The sequence below is a fragment of the Pseudonocardia sp. genome, from assembly GCF_025965585.1.
GTDB lineage: Bacteria > Actinomycetota > Actinomycetes > Mycobacteriales > Pseudonocardiaceae > Pseudonocardia.
The window spans coordinates 1-25,862 of sequence record NZ_JAOPWR010000332.1; the positions used below are offsets into that span (position 1 = coordinate 1).

Annotated in this window: 22 protein-coding genes and 1 pseudogene; 18 read left to right on the forward strand and 5 right to left on the reverse strand. The window is 71.5% G+C overall.

What is annotated here, in order from left to right; genetic code table 11:
• Window positions 1-119: pseudogene (locus JWR81_RS20290) on the reverse strand (SH3-like domain-containing protein); the annotation flags it as partial.
• Between the two features lie 133 nt (window positions 120-252).
• Here JWR81_RS20290 and larE point away from each other — a divergent pair.
• Genes larE through larC form a run of 3 tightly spaced genes read left to right on the forward strand, consistent with a single transcriptional unit; the run spans window position 253 to window position 3,015 of the window.
• Window positions 253-1,113 carry an ATP-dependent sacrificial sulfur transferase LarE gene (gene larE, locus JWR81_RS20295; protein ID WP_297655130.1) on the forward strand — a complete coding sequence of 287 codons (861 nt, stop codon included), beginning with the start codon at window positions 253-255 and terminating at the stop codon, window positions 1,111-1,113.
• Window positions 1,110-1,793 carry a nickel pincer cofactor biosynthesis protein LarB gene (gene larB, locus JWR81_RS20300; RefSeq protein WP_297655133.1) on the forward strand — a complete coding sequence of 228 codons (684 nt, stop codon included), beginning with the start codon at window positions 1,110-1,112 and terminating at the stop codon, window positions 1,791-1,793. The genes larE and larB overlap by 4 nt, the downstream gene beginning before the upstream one ends.
• A 34-nt stretch (window positions 1,794-1,827) precedes the next feature.
• Window positions 1,828-3,015, forward strand: a complete 1,188-nt coding sequence (gene larC, locus JWR81_RS20305) for a nickel pincer cofactor biosynthesis protein LarC (protein ID WP_297655136.1) — start codon at window positions 1,828-1,830, stop codon at window positions 3,013-3,015.
• Here the strand turns inward: larC and JWR81_RS20310 are convergent.
• Window positions 2,977-3,381, reverse strand: coding sequence for an OsmC family protein (locus JWR81_RS20310; protein ID WP_297655139.1), 405 nt, complete (start codon window positions 3,379-3,381; stop codon window positions 2,977-2,979). The two genes, larC and JWR81_RS20310, sit on opposite strands and share 39 nt — an antisense overlap.
• Window positions 3,382-3,635: 254 nt before the next feature.
• On the opposite strand from JWR81_RS20310, the gene JWR81_RS20315 reads away from it, so the two are divergent.
• From JWR81_RS20315 to JWR81_RS20340, 6 genes are all read left to right on the forward strand, one after another.
• Window positions 3,636-3,887 (forward strand): hypothetical protein, encoded by a 252-nt coding sequence (locus tag JWR81_RS20315; RefSeq protein WP_297655142.1) that lies wholly within the window; start codon window positions 3,636-3,638, stop codon window positions 3,885-3,887.
• A 77-nt stretch (window positions 3,888-3,964) separates the two neighbouring features.
• Window positions 3,965-4,750, forward strand: coding sequence for a phosphosulfolactate synthase (locus JWR81_RS20320; protein ID WP_297655145.1), 786 nt, complete (start codon window positions 3,965-3,967; stop codon window positions 4,748-4,750).
• On the forward strand, window positions 4,747-5,679 hold the full coding sequence (locus tag JWR81_RS20325; RefSeq protein ID WP_297655148.1) for a hypothetical protein: 933 nt from the start codon (window positions 4,747-4,749) through the stop codon (window positions 5,677-5,679). Before JWR81_RS20320 ends, JWR81_RS20325 begins: the two co-directional genes overlap by 4 nt.
• Window positions 5,664-7,025: an adenylosuccinate lyase family protein gene (locus JWR81_RS20330; protein WP_297655151.1), complete on the forward strand. Its 1,362-nt coding sequence runs from the start codon at window positions 5,664-5,666 to the stop codon at window positions 7,023-7,025. The genes JWR81_RS20325 and JWR81_RS20330 overlap by 16 nt, the downstream gene beginning before the upstream one ends.
• The gene (locus JWR81_RS20335; protein WP_297655154.1) at window positions 7,022-8,071 is read left to right on the forward strand and encodes a 1-aminocyclopropane-1-carboxylate deaminase/D-cysteine desulfhydrase; all 1,050 of its coding nucleotides are present in this window, start codon (window positions 7,022-7,024) and stop codon (window positions 8,069-8,071) included. Before JWR81_RS20330 ends, JWR81_RS20335 begins: the two co-directional genes overlap by 4 nt.
• Complete coding sequence (locus JWR81_RS20340; protein ID WP_297655157.1) at window positions 8,068-9,600, forward strand: argininosuccinate lyase; 1,533 nt, start codon at window positions 8,068-8,070, stop codon at window positions 9,598-9,600. The genes JWR81_RS20335 and JWR81_RS20340 overlap by 4 nt, the downstream gene beginning before the upstream one ends.
• A 7-nt stretch (window positions 9,601-9,607) precedes the next feature.
• On the opposite strand, the gene JWR81_RS20345 is transcribed toward JWR81_RS20340, so the two are convergent.
• Complete coding sequence (locus JWR81_RS20345; RefSeq protein ID WP_297655160.1) at window positions 9,608-10,195, reverse strand: helix-turn-helix domain-containing protein; 588 nt, start codon at window positions 10,193-10,195, stop codon at window positions 9,608-9,610.
• Between the two features lie 63 nt (window positions 10,196-10,258).
• Between JWR81_RS20345 and JWR81_RS20350 the strand changes: the two genes are divergently transcribed.
• Window positions 10,259-10,906: a hypothetical protein gene (locus JWR81_RS20350; protein WP_297655163.1), complete on the forward strand. Its 648-nt coding sequence runs from the start codon at window positions 10,259-10,261 to the stop codon at window positions 10,904-10,906.
• 9 nt (window positions 10,907-10,915) lie between these two features.
• On the opposite strand, the gene JWR81_RS20355 is transcribed toward JWR81_RS20350, so the two are convergent.
• Both JWR81_RS20355 and JWR81_RS20360 read right to left on the reverse strand, forming a co-directional pair.
• Window positions 10,916-14,089 (reverse strand): BTAD domain-containing putative transcriptional regulator, encoded by a 3,174-nt coding sequence (locus tag JWR81_RS20355; RefSeq protein ID WP_297655166.1) that lies wholly within the window; start codon window positions 14,087-14,089, stop codon window positions 10,916-10,918.
• Between the two features lie 288 nt (window positions 14,090-14,377).
• On the reverse strand, window positions 14,378-15,535 hold the full coding sequence (locus JWR81_RS20360) for a CaiB/BaiF CoA-transferase family protein (protein WP_297655169.1): 1,158 nt from the start codon (window positions 15,533-15,535) through the stop codon (window positions 14,378-14,380).
• 113 nt (window positions 15,536-15,648) lie between these two features.
• On the opposite strand from JWR81_RS20360, the gene JWR81_RS20365 reads away from it, so the two are divergent.
• The 8 genes from JWR81_RS20365 to JWR81_RS20400 all read left to right on the forward strand — a co-directional run bounded on the left by JWR81_RS20365 (window position 15,649) and on the right by JWR81_RS20400 (window position 25,192).
• The gene (locus JWR81_RS20365; RefSeq protein ID WP_297655172.1) at window positions 15,649-16,653 is read left to right on the forward strand and encodes a LysR family transcriptional regulator; all 1,005 of its coding nucleotides are present in this window, start codon (window positions 15,649-15,651) and stop codon (window positions 16,651-16,653) included.
• Between the two features lie 230 nt (window positions 16,654-16,883).
• Window positions 16,884-17,876 carry a LacI family DNA-binding transcriptional regulator gene (locus JWR81_RS20370; RefSeq protein WP_297655175.1) on the forward strand — a complete coding sequence of 331 codons (993 nt, stop codon included), beginning with the start codon at window positions 16,884-16,886 and terminating at the stop codon, window positions 17,874-17,876.
• A 215-nt stretch (window positions 17,877-18,091) separates the two neighbouring features.
• The gene (locus JWR81_RS20375) at window positions 18,092-18,274 is read left to right on the forward strand and encodes a hypothetical protein (RefSeq protein WP_297655178.1); all 183 of its coding nucleotides are present in this window, start codon (window positions 18,092-18,094) and stop codon (window positions 18,272-18,274) included.
• Window positions 18,271-19,236, forward strand: a complete 966-nt coding sequence (locus JWR81_RS20380; protein ID WP_297655180.1) for a GTP-binding protein — start codon at window positions 18,271-18,273, stop codon at window positions 19,234-19,236. Before JWR81_RS20375 ends, JWR81_RS20380 begins: the two co-directional genes overlap by 4 nt.
• Before the next feature lie 214 nt (window positions 19,237-19,450).
• Window positions 19,451-20,365 (forward strand): polysaccharide deacetylase, encoded by a 915-nt coding sequence (locus JWR81_RS20385; RefSeq protein WP_297655183.1) that lies wholly within the window; start codon window positions 19,451-19,453, stop codon window positions 20,363-20,365.
• 90 nt (window positions 20,366-20,455) lie between these two features.
• Window positions 20,456-21,451 (forward strand): asparaginase, encoded by a 996-nt coding sequence (locus JWR81_RS20390; protein WP_297655186.1) that lies wholly within the window; start codon window positions 20,456-20,458, stop codon window positions 21,449-21,451.
• Between the two features lie 140 nt (window positions 21,452-21,591).
• Window positions 21,592-22,998 (forward strand): MFS transporter, encoded by a 1,407-nt coding sequence (locus tag JWR81_RS20395; protein WP_297655190.1) that lies wholly within the window; start codon window positions 21,592-21,594, stop codon window positions 22,996-22,998.
• Between the two features lie 232 nt (window positions 22,999-23,230).
• Complete coding sequence (locus JWR81_RS20400; protein WP_297655193.1) at window positions 23,231-25,192, forward strand: potassium transporter Kup; 1,962 nt, start codon at window positions 23,231-23,233, stop codon at window positions 25,190-25,192.
• Window positions 25,193-25,862 lie beyond the last annotated feature (670 nt).

Genomic DNA, 25,862 nt, shown 5'->3' on the forward strand with positions numbered 1-25,862 from the left:
AGCAGGGTGAGGGCGAAGGCCCGGCCCTCCCAGGGCTCGGCGAAGACCGGTTCCTGCGGGTCCGGGGCGTGGACGGCGCCCCAGCCGTCGGTACCTCCGATGTCGGCGATCCCGTCCATCACACCACTTCCCTTGACGATGAGAGACGACTTTCCACGATAGTAGATCCCGCGGGCAAGTCATCCGGATCCGCGGGAGGCCGTTCCCGAGCAGGCTTTCACTATGGTGGAGCCGCTGACGAGGGGAGAGGCCATGCCGCGCAACGCCGTGACGGACGGGCCCGAGGGGCGCACCGCCGGGCAGGCGTACGAGGATCTCTGCGCGCGCCTCGGGCAGGAACGCCGGGTGCTCGTCGCCTTCTCCGGCGGGGCCGATTCCGCCCTGCTCGCCGTGGCCGCCCACCGCGTGCTCGGCGCGGCGGCGGTCGCGGTGACGGCCGTGTCGGCCAGCCTGCCGGCCGAGGAACGCCGGGCGGCCGCGGCGCTGGCCCGGCGCCACGGGCTCGCCCACGTCGAGGTGTGCACCGACGAGCTGACCCGCCCCGAGTACGTCGCCAACGCCGGTGACCGCTGCTACCACTGCAAGAGCGCGCTGTTCGACGCCGTCGCCCCGCTCGCGACGCTCTCCGGCGCGGTGGTCGCGCTCGGCACGAACCTGGACGACCTCGGTGACCACAGGCCGGGACAGCGCGCCGCGGCGCAGCGCGGGGCGATCGCCCCGCTGGTCGATGCGCGGCTGACCAAGGCCGCCGTGCGGGACATCAGCAGGCTGATCGGGCTGGACACCGCCGACAAGCCGGCCGCGGCCTGCTTGTCCTCCCGCATCGCCTACGGCGACCCCGTCACGGAGGAGGTGCTGGCCCGCATCGAGGTCGCCGAGGACGGGCTGCACCGCCTCGGCTTCCCCGTCTGCCGGGTGCGTGCCCACGCGGCCGGCACGGTCGCGCGGCTGGAGCTGCCAGGCCCCGACCTGGACCGGGCGGCCGGCCTGCGCGACGAGATCGACGCCGTGCTGCGATCCGCCGGCTTCGAGTTCTGCACCCTGGACCTGCAGGGTTTCCGCAGCGGGCGGATGAACGTGCTGCTGGGTGTACCCGCGGTGGCGGGGCGGTGACCTCCCGCCCCGGCGACGGGTACACCGATCTCGGCTACGCCCGCCCGGACACCGGCCGGGAGGCCCGGCTCGGCCTGCCCGAGGTGGTCTACGGCCCTGGTAAGGAGCCGGACCACGTCGCCGGCATCGTGGCCAGCCTGCTGGCGGCGAACGACGGGCCGGTGCTGGTGACGCGGATCGACGCCGACGCGGCCCGCCACGTCCTCGCCGCCGTGCCGGGAGGGTCCTACGACGAACCGGCGCGGCTGCTCTGCTGGCGGCCCGCCGCGCGCACCGGCTTCCGGCTCGCGGTGGTCGCGGCCGGCACCTCCGACGCCCCGGTGGCCGCGGAGGCTGCCGCCGTCGCGTCCGCCGCCGGGCTCGACGTCGACGCCGTCAACGACGTCGGGGTGGCCGGGCTGCACCGGCTGCTGGCGGTCCGTGACCGGATCGCGGCCGCCGACGCGGTGGTCTGCATAGCCGGGATGGAGGGGGCCCTGCCCAGCGTCGTGGCCGGTCTGGTGGGCTGCCCCGTCATCGCCGTCCCCACGTCGGTCGGCTACGGCGCGGCCCTGGAGGGGGTGACGGCGCTGCTGGCGATGATGAGCTCGTGCGCCGCGGGTGTGACGGTGGTGAACATCGACTCCGGTTTCGCGGCCGCGATGGCGGCGCACCGCATCGCCCGGGCCCGGCTCCGGTGACCGCCGACGTGATCCCTCCCGCGGAGGCGGAATCGTGATCGTCTGGTTCAACCCCGTCAGCGGGGTCTCCGGCGACATGCTGCTCGGCGCGCTGCTCGAGCTCGGCGCTCCGCTCGACGACATCCGGGCGGCCGTCGCGGCCACGGGACTGACCGGCTGGACGCTCGACACGGAGCGCGTCCGCCGCGGGGCACTCCTGGCCACGCGGGCCCGCGTCAGGGTGGCGGACGACGTCCCGGCGCGCCGGGCGGCCGAGCTGCGGGAGCTGGTCGGGCGCGCCCGGCCCGCGCCGGTCGCGGAGCTGGCCGGGCGCGCGATCGAGGCGATCGCGCAGGTCGAGGCTGGCCTGCACGGTGTCCCGGTGGCCGAGGTGCACCTGCACGAGATCGGCGGGGTCGACACCGTGGTCGACACGGTCGGTGTCGCCGCCGCGCTGCACCTGCTCGACGTCGCCGAGGTGGTGTGCGGCCCACTGGCGCTCGGCTCCGGCGTGGTGGGTGGCAGCCACGGACTCCTGCCGCTGCCCGCGCCTGCCACGGCCGCGCTGCTCGCGAGGGCCGGGGCGTCGGTCACGTCCACCGGGCTGCCGGGGGAGACGGTCACCCCCACCGGCATCGCCCTGCTGCTGGCCGCGGGCGCACGCTTCGGCCCGGTGCCGGACATGACCGTGCGCGCCGTCGGCTACGGGGCCGGTGGGCGCGACGTGCCCGAGCGTCCCAACGTCCTGCAGGCGCTGCTCGGCGCGGCCGCCACCGCACCGGCGGCGGGCGACGTGCGGCCGATGACGGTGCTGGAGACCACCGTCGACGACGTGACGGGCGAGGTGCTCGGGTACGTGATCGAGCAGGTGCTCGCCGCGGGCGCCGCCGACGCGTGGATCACCCCGGCGGTGATGAAGAAGTCCCGGCCGGGGCACACCCTGGCCGTGCTCGTCACTCCCGAACGTGCCGCGGACATCGAGGCGCTGGTGCTCCGCGAGACGGGCAGCCTCGGGTTGCGCAGACGGACGGTGGACCGCGTCGCCCTGCCGCGGCGCACCACCACCGTCGACGTGGACGGGCACCCGGTGCGGCTCAAGCACGGGCCGTGGGGGGCCAAGCCCGAGCACGACGATGTCGCGCGCGCGGCGGCGGCGCTGGGCCTGCCGCTGCGCGAGGTGGCCGCGCGGGCGCGGTCGGCGGGCTCAGCCTTGGTCGACGACGAACTCGATCTCGGGCGGTGAGGCCAGGGTCCGGGTCACGTAGCAGACCCGCTTGGCCGCGGTGATCAGCTCGTCGAGCTCGGGACCCCGGGGGGCCGCGGCCCGGACGGTGATGCGGAAGGCGTCGAAGCGCGGCCCGTCGTAGCGACCCGTGACGTCCACCCCCAGGCCCTCGAGCGGCACATCGCGCTTCCCCGCGCTGTAGGCCAGGGCGAGCGTGAAGCAGGACGCGATGGACGCCAGCAGCAGCTCCGTCGGCTGGGGTCCGGTGCCGGTTCCCCCGGATGACTCCGGCTCGTCGGCGACCACGGGGAAGCCGCCGGCGTCGACCGTCGCCCTGAGGCCGCCGGTCCAGCTGGCCGACACGCTGCGTTCGGTCGCGGTCACGGTCGATCACTCCTAGGTTCGATTCCTGCTGGTCCGCCGGCCGGAGCTGTGGTGCAACACCTGTGCAACGGCGGTGCGACACAGTGCCGATCATCACAGTGCGCCGACACGTCGAGCGCATTGTGGCCCGCCTGCCGGAAGACCCGAGGGAGCCGTCGATGACGACCGTCGCCCCAGTCCCAACCCGTCTGGCCAGCTGCGGAGGTGAGTGCGGCGCGGCTCTCCATCGCGAGCACCACGACCGCCTGCTGACGGTGGACACCGATCCCGACGTGCTGCTGGGGCTCATGGAGCTCGCGGTGACGTGGCACGAGCTCGACTACTCGGCGGAACCGGTGGTCGGACCCCGCCAGTGGTTGACCTTCGCGGACCGCCACCAGTGGATGTTCCCCGACCGGGCCGCGTGGGCGTTCGCACTGGCCGTCGACATCGTCGGGCGTCGCGTGGTCGGCGCGCCTCCCTCCGAGCTCGACCGGAGGGTCGTCCTCGATCTCGTGCGTGGCTGACGGCGGCACGGTGGGCCACGACGAGATCACGTGTCGCATAGTAGAAGAAAATCCATCATCAGAACTAGGGTGGCGCCGTGCCGGCTGCTGATTTCCTCGATCTGCCGACCCGCCGCCCGAAACCGCGGTCGGCCGGACTGACACACGTCCTCGACCCCGGCGCGGGTCCCGCGGCCGTGGCCGACCTGCTCGCCGGTGCCGCCGACCACGTCGACATCTGGAAGATCGGCTGGGGCACCGCCTACGTCGACGCCGCACTGGCGGAGAAGATGGCGCTGCTCGCCGGCCACGGCATCGCCGCGTGCCTGGGCGGCACGCTGCTGGAGATCGCGTGGGCCCAGGGCCGGGCCGCCGAGTGCCTCGCCTGGGCGCGGGACACGGGCTTCGACCGCGTCGAGGTCTCCAACGGGACGGTCGCGATGTCCCCGGCCGAGAAGCGCGCGCTGATCGTGCGGGCGGCCCGGGACTTCGTGGTGCTGGCCGAGGTCGGTTCGAAGGTGCCGGGGGAACAGCAGGCGGCGCGGCGCTGGCCCGCCGAGTGCCGGGCCGACCTCGACGCGGGTGCTTCGCTGGTGGTCACCGAGGGGCGCCAGAGCGGCACCGTCGGCACGTTCGACGACCAGGGCCGGGTGCGTCCCGACGTCGTGGAGGCCGTGGCCGCGGCGGTCGGGGTGGAGCGCGTGGTCTTCGAGGCGCCGCGGTCGAGCCAGCAGGCCTGGTTCGTGCGCCGGTTCGGCCCGGACGTCAACCTCGGCAACGTCGCGCTGTCCGACGCCCTGTCGGTCGAGACCCTCCGACTGGGCCTGCGCTCGGACACCGCTGCCGTGGCGCGCCCGGACGCCGTCGTCGCGGACACGGCGTGACCACCTCGGCTCGCGTGATCAGCGGCCCGAACTTCGTGCCCCTGCGCTACCGCGGCGTCGCTGTGGCGACCGTCCCGCCGGATGTCCCGCTCGAGGAGGACTCCCTCCGCGACCACCTGCTGGGCCGTGACTCCTACCGGCGCACGCGGTTCGTCGTCGCCCGGCGGGACCCTTATGCGCCTGGTCCCACCGCCCTGCTGCAGGTGACGCGGGAGTCGGACACCGCGCTGCTGTCACCGGTGACGGACGTGAAACTGATCGCCGCTCCCGACGAGTGCGCCTACGTCGTGGAGCCCGACGCCGACACCGGGATCCCGTCGACGCTGGCTGCGGTCGCGCGGACGCGCGCGCCCGGCGTCCGTGCCGTGGTGGTGGAGGGCCGCTACGCCCACGTCAACTTCATCATCGAGCCGCGGCCGATGCGGGTCATCGTCCAGGAAGTGGTGCCACCGCACCCCGCCAAACTCGCCGACCAGGTCCGCCGGATGGTCGACGTGATCGAGGACCTGCCTCCCCTGGAGATCGTCGAGAACGTCGTCCGGCTCGACGAGCTCGCCGCGCGGCGCGAGGCCGCGCACTACCTGCTGCCGTGCCGCGGCTCCGGGGGAGAGGTTCCCGGTGCGCAGGTGTCGTACCTGGACGAGCATCCCGAGCGCTCCGACTGGACGCTGCTCGGCTGCACCCGCTCGTTGCAGATCCACCGCGCGTTCTACGGCGACGAGCCGCCGACCGTGGACTTCTGCCCCAAGCGCGCCGTCGGCGCCGGCCGTCCGGCGGAGCCGACCCTCACGAAGTGCTGCCTGCAGGAGGAGCACGTCGAGTCCGGCGACGGGTGGGTGTCGCTGCCCTGGGGCTCATCGCTGGAGCACGTACGCGAAGCACTGCGCCGCATCGTGGAGAAGGAGGCCCCGGCATGGGAACCCGGCTGAGCTCCTCGACGCTGTACGCCCACCTGTGGGGCACCTCCGCGACGGACGCGATCTTCGACGAACCCGCCATGGTCCAGTCCTGGCTCGACATCCTCGTCGCGCTCGCCAGGGCGCAGGCCTCGCTCGGCATCATCCCCGCCTCGTCGGCCGATCAGATCGCCACCGGCGCCCGGGTCGAGAATCTCGATCTCGACTTCGTGGCGAAGCAGACGCAGCTCACGTCGCACTCGACGTTGGGTCTGATCCGCGGCCTGCAGCAGGTGCTGCCCGGGGAGGCGCGCGAGCACGTCTACGTCGGGGCGACCGTGCAGGACCTGACGGACACCTGGTTCGGCACTGTCCTGCGCGACGTCGGCTCACTCGTGTGGGTGGAGCTGCGAGCCTGCGAGGAGCGGCTGCTCGCGCTCGCCGCCGAGCACCGCGACACGGTGATGGCCGGGCGCACGCACGGCCAGCCCGGCTCGCCGATCACCTTCGGCTTCAAGGTCGCGTCCTGGGCCGACGAGGTCCGGAGGCACCTCGACCGGCTCCGCGAAGCCCGCGACCGGTGGTGCGTCGGTCAGCTCGCGGGAGCAGTCGGCGCGCTCGCCTTCTTCGGCGCCGACGGACCCGAGCTGCGCCGCCGCTTCTGCGCCGAGGTCGGCCTGGCGGACCCGGGCATCTCCTGGCTCACCGCCCGGGACCGGATCGCGGAGTTCGGTGGCGTGCTGGCGATGGTCTGCGGCACGCTCGCCCGCATCGGTGTGGAGGTCTACGAGCTCGCGCGCCCGGAGATCGGCGAGCTGAGCGAGCCCGCAGCACAGGGTGCGGTCAGCAGCATCACGATGCCGCACAAACGCAACCCCGAGATCGGCGAACACCTCGACACGCTCGCCCGGCTCGCCCGCGCATCATCAGGGGTGCTGCTGGAGGGCATGGTGGCAGGCCACGAGCGGGACGGCAGGGCGTGGAAGGCCGAGTGGATCGCGCTGCCCGAGGTCTGTCAGCTCACCGCAGCGGCGCTGCACCTGGGCCGCGGACTGCTCGAGGGCCTGGAGGTGCACCCCGACGCCATGGCGGCCACGCTCGACAGCTTCGGTGGCCTGGCCTCGGAGCGCGTCCTCGCCGGACTGTCCGGCCGGATCGGGAAGCACCGCGCCCAGCAGGTCCTGCACGAACTGCTCCGCGAGGGCGGTACGGACAGCGCGAACCTGGCGGCAAGCCTGGCCGAACGTGGACTCGCCACCGTGGAGGACGTGCGTTCCTGGAGCTCCGGAGCGGCCGTGAACGCCGCCGCCGGCATGGTCGACACGGTGCTGGCCCGCGCCGAGGCGGCTCGCGCCGCCGAGCCGGCGCTGTGGACATGACCACGATGGGCACGACCGACGCGGGGATGGGCGACGGCGCGCCGCGGTTCCCGCTGTGCGTCCGTCCGACTCCGCTCGTGCGCGCCCTCCGGCTGGAGTCCGCGCTTCGCAGCGGCCCACTGCTCGTGAAGCGCGACGACCTCATCGGCTTCGCCGTCGCGGGGAACAAGGCGAGGCCACTCGAGTACCTGATCGGTGCGGCGCTCCAGCACGGCGCCGAGGTCCTCGTGACGGGAGGTGGCCCGGGGTCGAACTTCGTCGCGGCGGCCGCGGTCGCCGCGAGGACGGCCGGGTTGGACTGCGAGCTCGTGATCTGGGGTGACCCCAGGGGTGCCCCCAACATCGCCATCGCCGAGGCGGCCGGCGCCCGGGTGCTGCCCACCGGCGGGAACGACCGCTCCGAGATCGACATCCTCGTCGCCGAGCGCGCGGCCGAGCTCACCGTCGCCGGCCGACAGGCGTTCGCGGTGCCGAGGGGTGGCTCGACCGCCCTCGGCGCGCTCGGGTTCGCCGACGCCGCCGTCGAGCTCACCGCGCAGCTGGGCCGGGACGCGGGTGAGACCACGCTCCCCTCGGCGATCGTGCTGCCCGTCGGGTCCGGCGGAAGTTGCGCCGGGTTGCTGGCCGGGCTGGCGGGATGCGGCGTGGACATCCCGGTCGTCGGCGTGTCGGTGAGCCGGCCACCCGCGGAGATCCGAGCCACGGTCCTCGCGCTGGCCGCCCAGTGCGCCGCGCTGCGAGGAACGCCGGCGCCGCGCCCGGACCTGCTCGAGATCATCGACGCGCGCGGCCCCGGCTTCGGCAACGTCACGCCACTGGAGACCGAACGAGCTCGACTCGCCCTGCGCACGGAGGGGTTCCTGCTCGATCCGACCTACGGAGCCGAGGCGTTCTCGGTCGCCGTCGATCGTGTCCGCGGCCACGAGACCGGGCCCGTCCTGTGGTGGCACACCGGCGGAGTGGTCCCGGCCAGTTCGTGGGTCTCCAGACGGAACACGACTTCCCTACGCGAGGCCGCCACCTCCGGTGGACGAGGAGAACTATGAGCGATCTTTCGAGCGGATCACCCACCCGCCGTACGCGTCCGGAGGGCTTCCCGCAGAGCGGCCCGGCACCCGAGCTGATCGAGTCCGGCTTCGCGCTCGAGAACGCCGACGCGAGCTTCCTGCACCGCGGGCTCAACCTGGCCGATCTCGCCCACGTGCTCGACCTCGCGCGGCGCGGCATCGTCCCCCCGGACGCCGAGCGCGCGCTGCTGGCCCTGCTGCTCGAGGTCACCGGGATCGCGCCGGAGGACTTCCCGTACGACCCCGAGTTCGGCGAGCCCTACAACTCCCGGGAGCGGTTCTTCGTCGCCCGGATCGGCGACGTCGCGGGCTGGCTGCACGCGGGGCGCCCGCGGCGGGAGGCCGCCCGGGTCGCGCTGCGGCTGCACCTGCGCCGCCAGCTGACCGAGCTCGTGACCGAGGCCGTCGCCACCGCGCTGGACACCGTCGCCAGGGCCGAGGAGCACGCCGACACGCTGCTCCCGGACCAGACCTACCTCCAGCAGGCGCAGCCCTCCACGTTCGGGCACTACCTGCTGTCGTTCGTCTACTCGACCGTCCGGGACGCGCGGCGCCTGCTCGACGAGCTGGACCTGCTCAACACGAGCCCGGGGGGCGCCGGCTGTGTGAACGGCACCCGGCTCCTGGAGGACCGCGGCCCGATCGCCGCGGCCCTGGGCTTCGACGGGGTCATCCCGCACACCCGCGACGCGATGTGGCAGGTCGACGGCCTGATCCACATCCTGGCCACGGTCGCCAGCCTGCTGTCGAACTTCTCCAAGCTCGCCGAGGACCTGGAGATCTTCTCCTCCAGCGAGTTCGACTTCGTCGACCTCGCCGACGCCTACAGCCGCTCGAGCATCCTCATGCCGCAGAAGCGCAACCCCTACGCGCTGTCGATCGTGCGCGGCGCGTCCGGGGTCGTCATCGGGAGGCTCACGGGCTTCCTCGCGGTGACGAAGAGCCCGTCGGCCCGCAGCGACAACCTGATCTTCGCCTACGGTGAGGTCCCGCGGGCGCTGGACCTGAGCCTGCGCATCACCCGGCTGATGGGCGGCGTCGTGCGCACGCTGCGGGTCAACCCGGACCGGATGCGGCAGGAGCTCGACCGCGGCTACACCCAGGCCACGGACCTCGCCGAGCACCTCGTGCAGCTGATGGATGTCGATTACCGGACCGCGTACGTGGTGGTCGGCAACACCGTGCGAGAGGCGGCGCGGCTCGGGATCCCCGGCAGCGGTATCACCGGCGCGATGGTCGACGAGGCGGCGCTCGCCCACACCGGGCGGTCGTGGGGGCTCGCCGACACGGACCTCTCGGCGGTGCTGGACCCCCGTGCGATCGTCGCGTCCCGCCAGGCGGAGGGCGGCGCGGCCCCGGAGGCCCTCGTGCAGATGACGACGACCCTGCGCACGCAGCTGCGGGAGCTGGCCGGGCAGGCCGAGCAGCGGGCCACGGCCTTCGACGATGCCGAGGCGGCGCTGCTGGAGACGGCCCGCGCCGTCGCTGCGGGCGAGGCCGGCGGGTGAGCCGGGATCAGTCCTCGGGGACGGTCACCCAGATGACCTCGGCGGGGACGTCTCCCACGTTCGCACTGCGATGGTCGAGGTTCGTCCGGAAGTGCAGTGCCTCCCCGGCCCCGACGGTGTACTGCTCGTCGCCGATCTCCATGTCGAGGCGGCCTTCCAGGACGACGAGCAGGGTCTCGCCCGCCCGGCGCAGCCCCGTGTGGCCGTCACCCGGCGCGACGCGGGAGACGGTGCCGTTCACCCGGAGCGAGTCGCCTTGGCCGGTGATGGGCACGGGCCCGCTCACGGTGGCTCCGGCGAAGCGGGTGTGCACCGCGCCCGGCCCGGGTTCGGCGTCCTCCACGAAGTGCCGGATGGGTGCGTCGAGCGCGCCCGCGATCTTGAGCAGCGTGGTGATCGTGGGGACCATGTCCCCCCGCTCGACCTTGTGCACCGCCGCGGTCGAGACGTCGGCGAGGTGGGCGAGCTGCTGCAGCGTCATACCGCGCTCGCGGCGCAGGGCGTGCACCTTGGGGCCGATCGAGCTCACCACACCTTCCCAGGTGCCGGGCGCATCATGGGCGGGCTCGGGTGCGGGCCGAGCGGAGCTGGGCATCGGGTCTCCTCGGCGGGCTGCGACAGCTGGGGTCGACTGAGTATGGATGACGGAGGGATCAGGATGGACACACCCGCGTACCCGGAAGCCCGCCCGGCGGAGAGCGGAGGTAGGACGTCGACGGAGGTGGCCACGGCCAGGATGCGCTGGCGGGCGGCGGCCGAGTCGCTGTTCCCCACCCTCGTCGCCGACCCCTCCGGCTACGCCGGTGCGGTGGAGGCCATCGGCGCTGTGGCGTCCGCGCTCGGTCGGCGCAACGCGGATCTCGACGATCTGGTCGACGCCGTGGCCGCGCCGGAGCGCCTGGTGGCGGAGCTGGAGGTACGCGTCCCGCCGAGCGTGCCCGTCGCGCTGCTGGTGGCCGTGGCCTGCGGCATGCGGGAGCGGGACCTGATCACCGAGCAGGTGCGCAGGGACCGCAGCGCCGCCGTCGCGCGGGCCCGCGCCACCGGGTCGCAGTGGGCCGTGCTGGAGGGACCCGAGCGGATCGAGGACCTCACCGGCGGCGATGCCGGAGGCCCCGCCGGGTGCATCCATCTGCATCTGCCGTCCGGCACCGAGCTGCGGGCCACGGTCGACGCGTGGTCGCGCGAGCCGTTCCGGGTCGACGTGATCCCGTCGGGCGGCACGACCCCGACCGGCCGTTCGTTCACAGAGCGCGGGGCCTGGTTGGACGAGTTCCACCGCGCCCGCGCGGACCTGGAGGCCTGAGCGAGCGGCTCAGCGCGTCGCCGTGCGGGGCGTGCTGAGCCGCCCGGACGCGGCGAACGTGTGGCGCAGCTCGGCCGGCAGGGCCGTGGCGATGCGGTCGCGTGCGGCCGACTGCTCCGCAGGCGCGCCGAGCTGGGCGAGGAGCAGATCCGACCGGGTCGCCGACGCGATCCCGGCGGCCTCCTGCGGTCTGCCGAGGTGCGCCAGCGCGAGCGCCTCGTACTTGGGCGAGGAGTACCGCCGAGCCTCGATCAGCAGGTGCTCGGCCTCGGAGGCGTCCCAGCGGGCGCGCATCTCCAGCAGTCGCATGGCGGCCCGCGGGCGGAACGGCAGCGAGCGTTCCAGCATGGGGGTAGCGGTCTCCACGGCCACGGCGGCGTCGTCGGGGCGGCCCTGCATCAGGTCGCAGTCGGCGACGGCGAGAAGCGCGTGCAGCTCCTGCTCCAGCTCCAGGGCACCCCCGCCGCGGTGAGCCAGCTCCACCGCCCGGACGGCGTGCTCGCGGGCCCGGTCGACCTGGCCGAGCTCCTGCCACATCCACGACGTCGTGGTCTCGATCCCGGCGCGGTAGAAGCCGAGGTTCTCGGCGTCGACGAGCCTTCGGGCGTTGTCCAGCGCGCGCAGGGCACCGGCGAAGTCGCCGATGTCGCCCCGGGCGAGTGCGGTGAAGAACAGCGTCTGCAGCAGGGGCCGGAACTCACCTGTCCGGCGGCAGAGCACCGCCGCACGGGCCAGCACGCTCTGGGCCTCGGCGAAGCGGTCCTGGTGCTGCAGCAGCGCGCCGCGGTAGGCGAGTGCGAGTGCGGTGGTGGTGTCTGCCGGGGCGCTCGCGAGGACCTGGTCGTAGGCGGTCTCGGCGCCGCTGTAGTCGCCGTCCCAGTGCCGGACCCGTCCCAGCAGGAGAGTGGCGCTGGGCAGAGCACCCGGAGCGGCCGCGGCGGACTCCGCCAGCTGGGTGGCCTGCTCGGCGAGGTCCACCGCGACGAGCGCGTCGCGCGCGTACAGCGCTGTCCAGCCCAGCTGCTCGAGTGCGCATGCCTCGAGCGCGAGGTCACCGAGCTCCCGCGCGAGGCCGAGCGCGTGCTCGTGGTCCTCGCGCGCGCTCGCGTGCCGCCCGAGATCACACCGCACCTGGCCTCGACGGAGGTACGCGCCGACGGTCTGCACGCCGTCGCCACCCCGGGTGGAGTACTCCACGGCCAGGTCGAGCAGGCGTTCCGCGTCGGTGTGGGCGAAGGACACGTGCGCCGCCTCCGCTGCCGCGAGCCAGGCGTCCGCGGCACCACGCGCGTCACCCGCCGCGGCGAGGTGCTGGGCGGCGGCTTCCGGGCGGCTGTCGAACAGCCGGGCGGCGCGGCGGTGTCTACTGATCCGGACGGGTTCGGGGACGGACGCGTAGGCGACCTGCCGGACGATGTCGTTCGCGAACCGGAAGCTGTCGCCGTGGGCCATCAGCAGCCCGGCCCGGATGGCCCGGCCGGCCTGCGTGGCGGCGTCCTCGACGTCGACATTGCTGAGCGCCGCCACGTCGTCGAGGGAGAAGGTCGTGCCCAGCACCGCCCCCTGGGACAGCAGTCGGGCCACCGCCTGCCCGGCGTGCTCGATGCGAGCGGCCACGGCATCGTGCAGCGAGTGCGGTATCACGGGCCTGCTGCCGTCGGTACCGGGTTCGGGGTGCCGGAGCACCTCGGTGAGGAACAGCGGCGAGCCACCGGTCCACGACCAGATCCGGTCCGGGTCGTGGGCCAGCCCGGACCGCTCGACGAGCATCGCCACCTCGCCGGCCGACAACGGGCCGAGCTGCAGGCGGGATCCGACGTCGAGCAACGGCCCGGTGACATCGGCGTCCTCGGACGTGCGCTCGGTGAGCACGACCATCCATCGGCTGCCCGCCCCGTGCCCGGCCAGCACGTGCAGCGCTTCCACGGTGGACTGTCCGGCGTGCTGCATGTCCTCCACGACCAGCAGCAGCGGCCGCCGGGCGCCGACGCGCGCCACGAACTCGGCGACCGCGTCGAGGCTGCGCCGGTGCTCCACCTCGGGACCCGCGCGTTCGTACTCGACGGGCCCGACGACGTCGGCCAGCTCGGGCAGCAGCTCGGTGAGGGTGCCGAGCCGGGTGGCGGCGAGCTCGCGGACGTCGCGGGCGGTCATCCGCTGCACGACGGCGCGCACGGCCTCGACGAGTGGTTGCAGGTAGAGCGAGCGCTCCGCCTCGTAGCACGCGACCTGCACGACCAGGGCGCCCGTCCGGAGCGGCTCCTCGACGAACGCCGCGACGAGCGCGCTCTTGCCGATACCCGCCTCGCCGGTCACCACCGCCAACGCCGGTGTGCCCGCCACCGCGGCGGCCCACATCTCCTGCAGCCGGGCCAGCTCCACGTCGCGTCCCACCATCGGTCCGGTGGTGGGGCTGGTGGCCGACGACGGGTCGGGCGCGACGTTCTGCTCGGAGCGCAGCACCGCCAGGTGGAGGGCCTGGGTGGCCGGCGAAGGGTCGATGCCGAGGTGCCGGACGAGCGTCTCCCGCAGCGCGCGGTACGCCAGCAGGGCCGCGCCGGACCGTCCGGCCTGCTGGTGGGCGAGCATCACCGTGCGGCAGGCGTCCTCGTCGAAGGGATCGGCCTGCATCGCCGCCGATCCGACCTGTACCGCGGTGTCGTAGGCCCCCAGCTGGAGCGCGGCCGCGCTCCAGGCGATGCGAGCCCGGCGGAGCTGGGTGCGGACGTGTTCGCGCAGTGCGCGCACCCACTCGCCGTCGCGTTCGTCGCCCATCGGGGTGTCGGCATCGAGGAGCTTGGCGGCCTGCTCGCCGCTGGTGGAGGCGAGCGCTGGATGACCGTGCGCCAGCTCGAACTCGGCTGTCCCCACCAACTCGCACGCCTCGTGCAGGTCGACGTCCACCTGCGGGCTGAGCCGGTACCCGACCGCCGACCCGTCGATGAGATCCCGGCCGAGCGCTTTGCGCAACCGGCTGACGAGGGCAGCCACGTTGCGGTCGGCGCGCTCGGGCGGATCCCCCTCCCACAGCGCGTCGATCAGGGCGTGGACCGTGACGAACTCTCCACGCCGTTCGGCGAGGGCCGCGAGGGCAAGCCTGGCTTTTCCGGTCGGCAGGGGTGCCGACAGCTCACCCTCAACGGTGAACGGACCGAGCAGACACAGCCGCATCGCCGGTCTCATCTGTCTGATCCTACCGGCGGGGAACCCGCTTCGTGACGAGTCGGTGTGTCGGCAGGGATGGGCGCCGACGCGCCCTGCCGTCGCTTCCGCGGGAGCACGCGGGAGATCCCTTCGTCAGGCCCTGGACGACACACCGTGACGGCGGCCGCCGGCTCCGTTCCTCGTGGTCGGTCCAGGAGTGTCGCGCGTGCGGCGGCGGGGAGGTCGGACGGGTCGAGCCCGGGACCATCGGGCAGGCGGAGCCGGAACTGCGGCTCGACGCCGCCGTCCGACCCTGGATCCGGGTTCTCACGGCGTCGCAGGGTCGCAGCCGGGCCCGAACTCCGCCCTGATCGCCGCGTTGTGCTCACCGATCCTCGGTAGCGGGCCCATGGAAGCGGAGTAGCGGTCGCTGCCGACGGGCGGCAGCAAGGCGCGCACGGGACCGCCGGGAGTCGCGACGCTGCGCCAACGGTCGCGCGCTTCGAGCTGGGGATGTGCGGCGAACTCGGCAGGATGCCGCATGCGCGCGTTGGCGATACCGACACGATCGAGCAGCTCGACGACGTCGTCCACGTTCGAAGTCGCGAACTCGGCCTCCAGGATGGAGGTGATCTCGTGGTCGTTCGCCACGCGTTCGGTGTTGCGCGCGAAACGGACGTCGTCGACGAGCTCCGGGCGCCTGATCACCTGTTCGCAGAGGACCGCCCACTCGCGGTCGTTCTGGATGCCGATGAACACCGTGGCGCCATCGCCGACGGCATACGGCCCGTAGGGCGCGATGGAGGCGTGCCGGGCGCCGGTGCGACGGGGCTGCTGTTCTCCGTAGACGGAGAACAGGGTGGGCTGGCTCATCCATTCGCCGAGCGCGTCCAGCATGGACACCTCCAGGACGCTGCCCGAGCCGGTCCGTTCACGGTCGTAGAGGGCCGTGAGGATCCCCGAGTACGCGTACATGCCCGCGGCGATGTCGGCGATCGAGATGCCGGCTTTGGCGGGGCTTTCCGAGGTGCCCGTCACCGCCAGCAACCCCGCCTCGCACTGCACCAGCAGGTCGTAGGCCTTCTTCGACCGGTACGGCCCCGATCGGCCGTATCCGGATATCGAACAGTGGATCAGCCGGGGGAACCGTGCTCGAAGGGTCTCGCCGTCCAGGCCGAGCCGTTCGACCGCTCCGGGGGCCAGGTTCTGCACGACGACGTCGGCGCGAGCCACGGCGGCCATGAGGACGGCCCTGTCCGCCTCGTCCTTCACGTCGAGCTCGACGCTCTCCTTGCCACGGTTGAGCCACACGAAGTAGCTGGCCTGGCCGTGGACGGTCCGGTCGTACTCGCGAGCGAAGTCGCCGGTCCGAGGGCGCTCGACCTTGATCACCCGCGCTCCGAGATCGGCGAGCTGGCGCGTGGCGAAGGGGGCCGCGACCGCCTGTTCCAGAGCGACCACCGTGATGTCGTCGAGCGGTCCCACGCAAGCTCCTCCCACGGTTTCCGGTCGGTCTCGGCCATCATGCTTCGCGATGACATGAGCTGTAAAATAGCGAAACTTGATGGTTTCATTCCGTGGCGGCATGAAGGGCTTCGATGAATCTCAAGCAGCTGAACGCCGTCGTCGCGGTGGCGGAGACGGGGAGCGTCACGCGTGCCGCCGAGCTGCTGCACCTCGTTCAGCCTGCGGTCACCCGCCAGATCCTCTCCCTGGAGCAAGAGCTCGGGGTGACGCTCTTCGAGCGAAGCAGGGCCGGCATGAACCCGACCGACACCGGGGCGCTGCTCGTCCGTCGCGCTCGCCGTGCCCTGACCGAGCTCGAACGGGCGCGGGCGGAGATCCGGCCGGAGGACCCGGGTGCCATCTCCGGCCTCGTCACCGTCGGACTGCTGGAGAGCGTTGCCACCGCCGTGGCCGAACCACTCGTGTCCGCGGTGGCTCGCCGTTACCCGGGCATCAGGTTGCGCCTGCTCACCGGATATTCCGGCCACCTGCAGGAGTGGCTCGACGCCGGAACGGTGGAGATCGCTCTGCTGTACAACGTGACGACCACCACCTCGCTGCACGTTCGGCCCCTGCTGGACGAGAGCCTGTGGGCCGTCGCCCCGGTGGGGGTGTGGCCCGACCGCGAGCTTCCCGTTCGCGTCGCTGAGCTCGCGCGGCAGCCGATGGTGATGCCGGCGGCGCCGCACGGTCTTCGCACCCTGATCGACGGGGCCGCCGCGCGTGCCGGCGTGAGTTTCGACATCGCTGCCGAGGCGAATGCGATGAGCGTGCAGAAACAGCTGGTCGCAGCGGGGGTCGGGTGGTCCGTCCTACCTGCTATCGGCGTGGTCGACGACATCGCCGACGGGGTGCTCAGCGGCGCGCCTCTGAGCGAACCGGATGTGCGGCGTTCGATCGTCCTGGCGAGGTCCGGTTCGGGTGATACGCCCCCGGCCGTGGCCGCCACAGCCCATGAGCTCACCCGTCGGCTGCACGACGTCGTGGCGCACGGCGGCTGGCCCTCCGCACGTCTCACCGGGCGGATGAAGGCGACCTCGTCGACCCTGGATGGCCGGCGAGTGCTTCCTCGACCTGTGGTGGCGGACCCCTGGTGACGGCCGATGAGGACGCGTGCTCGGACGGCTCGGTCGTCGGTCGACCCCACACGCATCCCTGTTAGTCTCGGGCAATCCCCATGGTGGCCCGGGGTCGATATCGGACGGTCATGACATGCTCCGGACGCTGGGCCCCACGACCGAACCGCGGCGCTGCGCAGCAGCGCGGACACCATCTCGTCCCCGCGGTGATCCGGAAAGGCAACCGCACCGTGCCTCGACCTTCGCCGGTGACGCTGGCGCAGATCGCCAGGCGCGCGGGCGTCCATGTGTCGACGGTGTCGCGGTCGCTGGCGGCGAACTCGACGGGGGTCGGCAGCAGCACGGTCGCGCGTGTTCGAGCGATAGCCGCCGAGATGGGCTACTTCCGCGATCCGGCGGCGACGACCCTGCGTACGGGCCGCAGCGGCGTCCTGGGCATCCTCATGCCGAGGCTGACCGACTACGTGCTCGCCCGGATCTTCGAGGGCGCCGACGAGGCCGCGCACGGTGTCGGTTACACCACCGTGGTGGCCAGTACCAACGATGATCCCGGGCTCCGGATCGAGCGTCTGGACAACCTGCTCGCCCGGCGGGTCGAGGGGCTGATCATCGGTGACGCGCGGTTGGACGGCGACGAGCTCGTGAAGTCCCTCGACCGGCGCGGCGTGCCGTACGTCCTGGTCAACCGTCGGCTACGGGGCCACCTGTCCGTCACGACCGACGACGTCCTGGGTGGGCAGCTCGCCGGCGAGCACATGCTCGAACTGGGGCACACGGCGATGGGGGTCGTGGCCGGACCGGACTACGCCAGCACGTGCGTGGAGCGCACCCACGGCTTCGTCGGCCGGGCCCTCTCGGCCGGCATCCCCTTTCCTGACAGCTGCGTCCAGACATCGGGTGCGGACGTGGAAGGCGGACATGAAGCGGCGAACGCGCTGCTGACCCGACACCCCGAGCTCACCGCCATCTTCGCCATCAACGACTTCGCGGCGATCGGAGCGATGGGTGCCGCTCGCGAACACGGCCGCACCCCGGGACGAGACATAGCGATCATCGGTTACAACGACATCCCGCTCGCCCGGTTCCTGCCGGTACCGCTGAGTTCGGTGAGCTCGCCGATGGCGGAGATGGGGCACCGAGGAGCGCTCGCCCTGAACGAGCTCATAGCCGGGAGGCCGGCCGAGCCCGAGCTGCTCACTCCGAGGCTGTGCCCTCGTGACTCGACTGTGGCTGTGCGGTAGGCAGCTCGCCCGACGAGCCTGCGCAGCGATAGGGTCCGCACGCAAACGATTGTGTGGGTTCGGAGGGCGCCATGTGCGGTCAGTGTCGGTCGATCAGTACGGGCCTCGACTGGTTCGCTGCCGGCACCGACGGGTCCCTGGCCGGTCGGCGTCACGCGCGAGCCGCACTGGCCCGCGCATCGAGCGTGCTCCTGTCGGGCATCGGTGTGCGTGTGGTGGCACATCCGGGAGCGTTGACGCTCACCGTCCGGACGGCGACCGGCAGGTCCCGCACGGTGTCGCGACTCGACGAGATCGCCGACGCTGCCGCCACGCTGACCGGGCGCAGGGTCGACCCACTTGCCGCCGATGTCGTGGATGCCGTACTGGCGGCTCGGGTGAACCCCGCTGCCTCGTGATCGAGCTGACGCTCGTCTGCGGATTTCTCGGCGCCGGCAAGACCACATGGCTCGACCACCACCTGCGAGGCTCGTCCGAGCGCCTCGACCTGCTGATCGTCAACGACTTCGCGGAGGAGGGGATCGACCACCTCACCCTTCGTGACGCGGGCGGGACCGGCGCCCGTGTCGAGGCGATCGTCGGCGGATGCGTGTGTTGCAGCAAGCTCGAGGAGCTGCGCGCCGCGCTGTCAGGAGCGGTGGACCGCAGTCATCGGGACGGTGTCGCGGGTCGTACCCGCGCAGTGGTCGAGACCTCCGGGCTCGCCGAGCCGCACAACGTCGTCCGGTTGCTCTCCGAGGACCCGGTGCTGCGGACGAACGTCATGCTGCACGATCTCGTCGTCGTGCTCGACGGCGTCGGCGGCCGACGCACCCTCCGACACCGAGCGGCGGCACGGGCCCAGGTCGGGCTCGCCGACCGGGTGGTGATCGCGCGCGCCGACCTCGTCGACGCCGCCGAGCTGGCCGAGCTGGCGGGGATCGTCCGCGTCCTCACCGATTCCGCCACGATCACCGTCGCCGACCACGGGATCGAGACGCCCATCGAGGCCGTCGCGCCCACGGACCCGCAGCCCTTCGACGATGCGGCCGACGATCTACCGATCCGATCGTTGACGACATCGCTCCGCCAGGGAACCTCCTGGGCCGAGTACGCCGTGTGGCTGGACGCCGTCTGCCGGGCCCACCCGGACGGGTTGCTGCGGAGCAAGGGGCTCGTCCCCACCTCGGACGGCCCGCTGCTGGTTCAGTCGATGGGCGCTGACGTGGCACTGCCCGTCGCCGCCGACGCGACCGCCGGCTCATCGATGGTCTTCATCCTGAGCGGGATCGACCCCGATGACCTTGCGCGGTCCCTCACGACCTTCGTGCCCAGTGCCGTGGCGACCGACACGAGCGTTCCGGGGCGGTCCGCGGACTGATCTCCGTCGGCAGGCGATTCGATCATGCAATGGATTGCTCTCCGCTGTGCAGGGCCATGAGGTCCGTTGTAGCGCTCTGATCTCGGTAAACATCCGATCGTTGACGATTCTGACGGTCTCGTCGTATGGTCTGCGCAATCGATTGCGTGACTTGCCTTTTGACGCGCCGCAAACAGGTCGGCGCGCACACGCATGACGAGGGTGAGGAGACGGCATGGCCAAGGAGATCAAGGTCTGCATCGGCGCCGACATCGATGCGGTCGCCGGATGGCTCGGCTCGTACGGCGGGGAGGACTCGCCCGCGGACATCCAGCGCGGCATGTTCGCGGGCGAGGTCGGCATCCCGCGGTTGCTGAACCTCTACCGCAAGTACGACCTGAAGACGACGTGGTTCGCGCCGGGACACTCCATCGAGACGTTCCCGCACCGCATCGAGCAGATCGTCGCGGCGGGCCACGAGGTCGCCGCGCACGGCTATTCGCACGAGAACCCGATCCTGATGAGCCCGCAACAGGAGGAGGACGTCCTCAACAAGTCGATCGAGCTGATCGAGCAGTTCTCCGGCTTGCGGCCGCGCGGCTACATCGCACCGTGGTGCGAGCTCTCGGAGGTCACGGCGGATCTGTTGCTGAAGAACGGATTCCGATACGACCACAGCCAGGCGTTCCACGACTTCCAGCCGTTCTACGCCCGCACCGGCGACTCCTGGACCAAGATCGATCTCAGTGGCCCGGCGGCCTCGTGGATGAAGCCGCTCGTCCGTGGCGAGGAGATCGACCTGGTCGAGATCAACTTCAGCTGGTACATCGACGACCTGCCGCCCATGATGTTCATCAAGGGCAGCCCGAACAGCCACGGCTTCGTCAACCCGCGTGACATCGAGCAGATGTGGCGTGACCAGTTCGACTGGGTCTACCGCGAGTACGACTACGCGATCTTCCCGATCACCATCCACCCGGACGTCTCCGGACGCCCGCACGTGCTGCTGATGCTGGAGCGTCTGATCGAGCACATCCTCGGCCACGACGGCGTCACGTTCGAGACGTTCGAGACCATCGCCGAGGACTTCCGGGCCCGCTTCCCCTTCGCCGAGAACAAGCGCTACCCGTTCGACCGCGAGCTGCCCTGACCGTCCTGGGCACGACGGTGTGCCGCCGGCACACCGTCGTGTTCCGCCGACGTCAGTTCGAACCCGCCGCAAGGAACCGAAGGAACCATCGTGCACAGCCCATTGCCGCGCGTCCTCGTCCTCACACTGGGAGGCACGATCGCGTCGGTCCCTGATGCGAAGGGACACCACGCAGTCCCGCGGTTGAGTCCGGCCGAGCTCATGGCCTCGGTGCCGGGGGCTGCAGAGGTGGCGGACGTTCGGCTCGAGTCGTTCCGCCAGTACCCCTCGGGCGACCTCTCGATCACCGACATGATCGAACTCGCACAGCTCGTCGGCAGGCGGGCCGACGAGGTGGACGGGTTCGTCATCACCCAGGGCACCGACACCCTGGAGGAGACGTCCTACGCCCTCGACCTGCTTCTCGATGAGAACGGGCCGCCCGTCGTGGTCACCGGCGCGATGCGCAACGCCGGGCTGCCGGGAGCCGATGGTCCCGCGAACATCCTCGCCGCGATCCGTGTCGCCGTGTCGCGCGAGGCTCGTGGGCTCGGCCCGCTGGTGGTGTTCGCCGACGAGATCCACCTCCCGCGCTTCGTTCGCAAGATCCACAGCTCCAGCGTCGCGGCATTCAGCTCACCGAACGCCGGCCCGGTTGGTTGGGTGACCGAGGAGCGGGTGCGTATCCCGCTGCTCGCGCGCGACCGCGGACCGACGCTGCAACCGGACGCCGTCCGCGTGCCGCCGCCGGCGGTCGGCATCGTCAAGCTCGGCCTGGGGTCCGGTCCGCTCCTGCCGGAGCACACGGCGGGGTTCGAGGGCCTGGTGGTCGAGGTGTTCGGCGGCGGCCATGTGCCCAGCTCCGTCGTGCAGTCCCTGGCCGAGGTGAACGATCGGATCCCGGTCGTGATGGCCACCCGAACGGGCGCCGGTGAGCTCTACCGGTCCACCTATGCATTTCCCGGGTCCGAACAAGACCTGCTCGACCGGGGAATGATCAGTGCCGGCGCACTCGACGGCGCGAAAGCACGGCTGCTCCTGGTCCTGCTCCTCGCGTCCGGCGCCGGTCGGGCAGACATCAGTGCCCGCTTCGCAGCAGCACCGTAGACCGGGTCGCCCCGCCACCCGGAGCTCTCCGAGCAGTCCACGCCCGGTACGTGTCGTCGTCGGGCGATGAACCGCCCTGTCCGTTTCCCCGGACCGGGCCTTCCCCTGATTGCGCCCATGGCGCAGCGAGGAGTTCCGGAATGCCCCTCACCACCATGTCGGCCGAGGCCGGCCGCATCGCCAGGAGCGTGACGCTTCCTGACGTGCGACGTGCGACGATCATCTGCTTCTTCGCCTGGACGTTCGCCGTCTACGACTTCGTGTTGTTCGCGAACCTGCTGCCGGTCATCGGCGCCGAGCTGCACTGGACCGGCGCGCAGTCCACCGGCATCAACACCTGGGTGACGCTGGGCACCGCGCTCGTCGCGTTGTTCGTGGGTCCGTTCGTGGACCGGGTCGGCCGTCGTGCCGGCATCATCCTCTGTGTCGTCGGAGCAGCAGTCGCGTCGTTGCTCACCTGGCTCGGCGGCTATGCGGCCGGTGCCCTCGGGTTCGCCGGTCTCATCCTGCTCGTGCTCATCCGCGCCCTCGCGGGCCTGGGATACAGCGAACAGGCCGTGAACGCGACCTACCTCAACGAGATGTTCGCTCACGTCTACACCGACGAGAGGTCGGTCCGGCGCCGGGGCTTCCTCTATGCGGTCGTGCAGGGGGGCTGGCCCGTCGGCTCCGTCGTCGCTGCCGCCTCCATCTACATCCTCGAGCCCATCGGGGGCTGGGAGCTGTGCTTCGTCGTCGCCGTGTTCCCGGCGATCTTCATGTTGCTCGCCGCTCGCCGGCTCAAGGAGAGCCCGGTCTTCGCAGCTCGCCATCGCATCACGGAGCTGACGAGGGAAGGCCGCCCGGAGGAAGCTCAGGAGCTCGCCCGCCTCACCGGGCAGAACAACGACAAGGGTGGGGCCAGCCTGCCCGCCATCTTCCGCGGCGAGTCACGACGGTCGACGCTGTCGCTCTCTGCCGCCTTCCTCCTGAACTGGCTTGGCATCCTCGCGTTCGCGTTCCAGGGCACGCTGATCCTGGTCAACGGCAAAGAGGTGTCCTTCTCGGGGGCTCTGGAGGTCCTCATCGTCTCGAACGTCGCCGGTTTCGCCGGATACCTGTTCCACGGCTGGCTCGGTGATCGCATCAGCCGTCGCACCACCATCTCCGTCGGGTGGTTCGTCTCGGCGATCTGCTTCACCGTGATGGTCCTGGGGCCGGCAGGGAACTTCGGACTGCTCGTCGGGGCCTACGCCCTCGGGACGTTCTTCCTCCTCGGCCCCTATGCGGCCGTTCTGTTCTTCAACAGCGAGTCCTTCCCCGTCGAGACGCGCGCGACAGCCGGCACGTTCATCAACGCGCTCGGCCAGGTCGGCGCGATCGTCGGCGGGGCGCTCTTCACCCTGACGCTGTCGGCGGCGGGACCGAGCGCGGCCGAGCAGGCCGCTGCATGGACCAGGGCCGGGCTGGTGTGGGGCTGCGTGCCGATCCTGCTGTCGGCCGTCGCCATCCTGTTCGCGCGCAACGTACGGCCTCTCCGAAGCATCCGAGTCGATGACGTGGTGTGACCGGGATGGTCTGAAGCCGTGATCTTCCAGGCGGTGGCCGGGGTCGCTCGAGTTACAGCTGTCGCCTTCCGGCTGTTCTTCGTGCGCCTCGGTCACTGGGCCCGAGCCGTACCGCATCTGCCGCCGGGGTTTCCGTGGCTGTCGGTCCTGCCGGGTCGAGCTACACCGCGGGCGATGTGGATGGCCCGCTCCCGGGTGTTGTCGGGGAGGCGATGGCGGGTACTTCCCCGGCGTGACCGACCTGGTGCCGAGTGAGGACGCAGCCGAGGACGGTGTCGCCGACGAGGCGCCTTCCGGTCGGCGGAGAACCGCCGCCCGCGGCCTGATGCTGGCCGCGCTGGGTGTCGTGTTCGGCGATATCGGGACCAGTCCGCTCTACGCCATGCAGACCGTGTTCTCCCTGGACAACGGGGTGGTGCGGGCAACGCGGGGAGATGTGTTCGGTGTCGTGTCGCTGGTGTTCTGGTCGATCACGATCGTGGTCTCCGTCAAGTACGTGATCTTCATCCTGCGCGCGGACAACGACGGTGAGGGCGGGGTGATGGCCCTCGCGGCGCTCGTCCGCTCGGTGCTGCGCAGAGCGGGAAGCCGGCGGACCGGCATCGTCATGGGTCTCGGCGTGCTCGGAGCGTCGCTGTTCTACGGCGACAGCGTCATCACCCCGGCCATCTCCGTTCTGTCCGCCGTCGAAGGTGTCGAGGTCGTGACGCCCCGGCTCAGCGAGTTCGTCGTTCCGACCGCGGCGGCGATCCTGGCACTGCTGTTCGTCGTACAGCGGTGGGGCACGGACCGGGTGGGTAGCCTCTTCGGCCCGGTGATGCTGCTGTGGTTCGCCGCCATGGCGGCGAACGGCCTGCCGACAGTGGTTCGGCACCCCGACATCCTGCTCGGGCTGTCACCGACGTTCGCCGTCGAGTTCGTCGCCGATCACCCGTACACCGCCTTCATCGCGATGGGCGCGGTCGTCCTGGCCATCACGGGTGCTGAGGCGTTGTATGCCGACCTGGGCCATTTCGGCCCGAGCCCCATCCGCCGGTCCTGGTTCCTGATCGTCTTCCCCGCTCTGACGATCAGCTATCTGGCCCAGGGCGCGCTCATCGTCGCCGACCCATCGGCCCGTGCGAACCCGTTCTTCCTCCTCGTCCCCTCCTGGGCCCAGATCCCGATGGTGATAATGGCGACCGCGGCGACCGTGATCGCGTCCCAAGCGGTCATCTCGGGAGCCTTCTCGGTGTCGAAGCAGGCCGTCCGACTGGGATTCCTCCCGCATCTGCAGATCCGGCACACCTCGTCGACCGCGTCCGGGCAGGTCTATGTACCGGCCGTCAACGGGATCCTCTTCATAGCTGTGCTCGCGGTGACCTTCGCCTTCGGTTCCTCGACGCGTCTGGCGACCGCGTACGGCATCGCGGTCACGGGGACGTTCCTGATCACCACCACGCTGTTCCTCGTCATCGCGAAGCTGTCGTGGCGATGGCCGACCTGGCGACTCGTGGTGATGGGCATCGTGTTCGGCGGGATCGAGATCACCTTCTTCGCGGCGAACCTGACGAAGGTCCCGCAGGGCGGCTGGTTGACGCTCCTGATCGCCGCCGTGATCTTCACGATCATGACCACCTGGCAGCGCGGCCGCGAGATCGTCACCGAGCGCCGGATCGAGCTGGAAGGGCGACTGGAGGACTTCGTCGACACCCTGCACAGCGAACATCTGCCCCGGGTGTCCGGCACCGCCGTGTTTCCGCACCCCACGGAGAGGACCACACCCCTGGCGCTGAGGGTCGGCGTCGACCGTTTCCGGGTGCTGCACGAACGAGTCGTGATCATTTGCGGACGCACCACGGACGTGCCGCACCTGCCCTGGTCCCAGCGGCTCACCATCGAGCACATCGGCGATCCCGAGGAGGGGATCATCCACGTGGCCGCTGAGTTCGGGTTCCAGGACCGGACGGACTTCCCCGAAGTGCTCCGCCGCTTGTCGCGAGGCGACGCGCCACCCATCGGTGGCGTCGTCGATTCCGACGACGCCACGTACTTCCTGTCCGGGATCACGCTGATGCGCAGCCGCCGCCCCGGAATGTCGACGTGGCGCAAATGTCTGTTCATCGTGATGGCACGCAACGCCGCCAGCCAGGCCGAAGCGTTCCACCTGCCGCTCGACCGCACCATCGTCGCCGGTGCGGAGATCGACATCTAGCCTCGTTCCCAGGCCCGCCACGATCGGACCTGACAGTGGTCCAGGCCGGCTTCGTTCTTCGCGGTCTGTAGGGCGGCCAGAGCGACGGTCACCGGTACCACGAATTCGTCGGGCGTGGTCGTGGCGATGTCGCGACCTACAGGAGTCGGCAGCGCCTGGTAGGCCCTGTGCGGCTCGTCCTGACGGGGTGGTCCTCGGCCTGCCGAGTCCATCCTCAGGCGAACTCTTGCAGCCCGGTCCGCACCTGAGTGCACTGTCGTCCCGTGCGGGCAGCAACCCGTCCGAGGTGCTGGCCCTTCCGCCGCCCCCGACGAGCCAGAGGAAGAGCAATGAGTCAGTGTCTTGTGACGGGCGGCCTGCCGACCGAGCCCTACCGCGGTCGCGGCCGGGTCTCGGGAGCCGGACAGGCCCTGGGTGCTGCCCCCGGCATGTGCACAGGCAACAGCCGCCCCCCGCCCACGCCGCCCCCACCGCCGCGGCCCGGCTCCAGGGTCTGACGGTTTGCGATTGCGGGGTGGAGTGGACGCGACCGGATCGCTACGAATCCGGTCGACGACGCCGACACCGCGGTAGGCGAGGCACAGCAAGCACTCGCCACCAAGGCCGCCGGCATTCTCCGCCTCCGACCGGGCACGAATCGCATCCATCGTGCTCGGTACGGGTCCGCCGC

Coding starts and splice junctions, on each gene's coding strand:
- larE (WP_297655130.1), top strand. CDS start 253: ATGCCGCGCAACGCCGTGACGGACGGGCCCGAGGGGCGCACCGCCGGG.
- JWR81_RS20330 (WP_297655151.1), top strand. CDS start 5,664: ATGGGAACCCGGCTGAGCTCCTCGACGCTGTACGCCCACCTGTGGGGC.
- JWR81_RS20335 (WP_297655154.1), top strand. CDS start 7,022: ATGACCACGATGGGCACGACCGACGCGGGGATGGGCGACGGCGCGCCG.
- JWR81_RS20340 (WP_297655157.1), top strand. CDS start 8,068: ATGAGCGATCTTTCGAGCGGATCACCCACCCGCCGTACGCGTCCGGAG.
- JWR81_RS20345 (WP_297655160.1), bottom strand. CDS start 10,195: ATGCCCAGCTCCGCTCGGCCCGCACCCGAGCCCGCCCATGATGCGCCC.
- JWR81_RS20350 (WP_297655163.1), top strand. CDS start 10,259: ATGGACACACCCGCGTACCCGGAAGCCCGCCCGGCGGAGAGCGGAGGT.
- JWR81_RS20355 (WP_297655166.1), bottom strand. CDS start 14,089: ATGAGACCGGCGATGCGGCTGTGTCTGCTCGGTCCGTTCACCGTTGAG.
- JWR81_RS20365 (WP_297655172.1), top strand. CDS start 15,649: ATGAATCTCAAGCAGCTGAACGCCGTCGTCGCGGTGGCGGAGACGGGG.
- JWR81_RS20385 (WP_297655183.1), top strand. CDS start 19,451: ATGGCCAAGGAGATCAAGGTCTGCATCGGCGCCGACATCGATGCGGTC.
- JWR81_RS20395 (WP_297655190.1), top strand. CDS start 21,592: ATGCCCCTCACCACCATGTCGGCCGAGGCCGGCCGCATCGCCAGGAGC.